General features: G+C 62.4%; 1 protein-coding gene. It reads left to right on the top strand.

Features of this window, described 5'->3' with window-relative positions:
• The coding region (locus tag ACFZPT_RS26655) for an AMP-binding protein (RefSeq protein ID WP_379559123.1) at positions 1-290 on the top strand (290 nt) is incomplete at both ends.

Here is a 290-nt window from a genome sequence, read left to right as displayed (position 1 = left end):
CAACGCGCCGCCGGAGTTGAGCGTCGACACCCTTGACGCGCAGCTCGTTGAGCAGTGGGTCGCGGTCGACCTGCAAGCCGACGATAACGCCTTTCTGCAATACACCTCCGGTTCCACCGCGTTGCCCAAAGGCGTGCAAGTCAGCCACGGCAACCTGGTGGCCAACGAAGTGCTGATCAGCCGTGGTTTCGGCATCGACCTCAACCCGGACGACGTGATCGTCAGCTGGATGCCGCTGTACCACGACATGGGATTGATCGGCGGCCTGCTGCAACCGATTTTCAGCGGCG

This window comes from Pseudomonas sp. MD330_10 (assembly GCF_042610415.1).
GTDB lineage: Bacteria > Pseudomonadota > Gammaproteobacteria > Pseudomonadales > Pseudomonadaceae > Aquipseudomonas > Aquipseudomonas rhodesiae.
The sequence above is the reverse complement of the archived record's forward strand: the minus strand, read 5'-3'. Positions and strand labels throughout refer to the sequence as shown.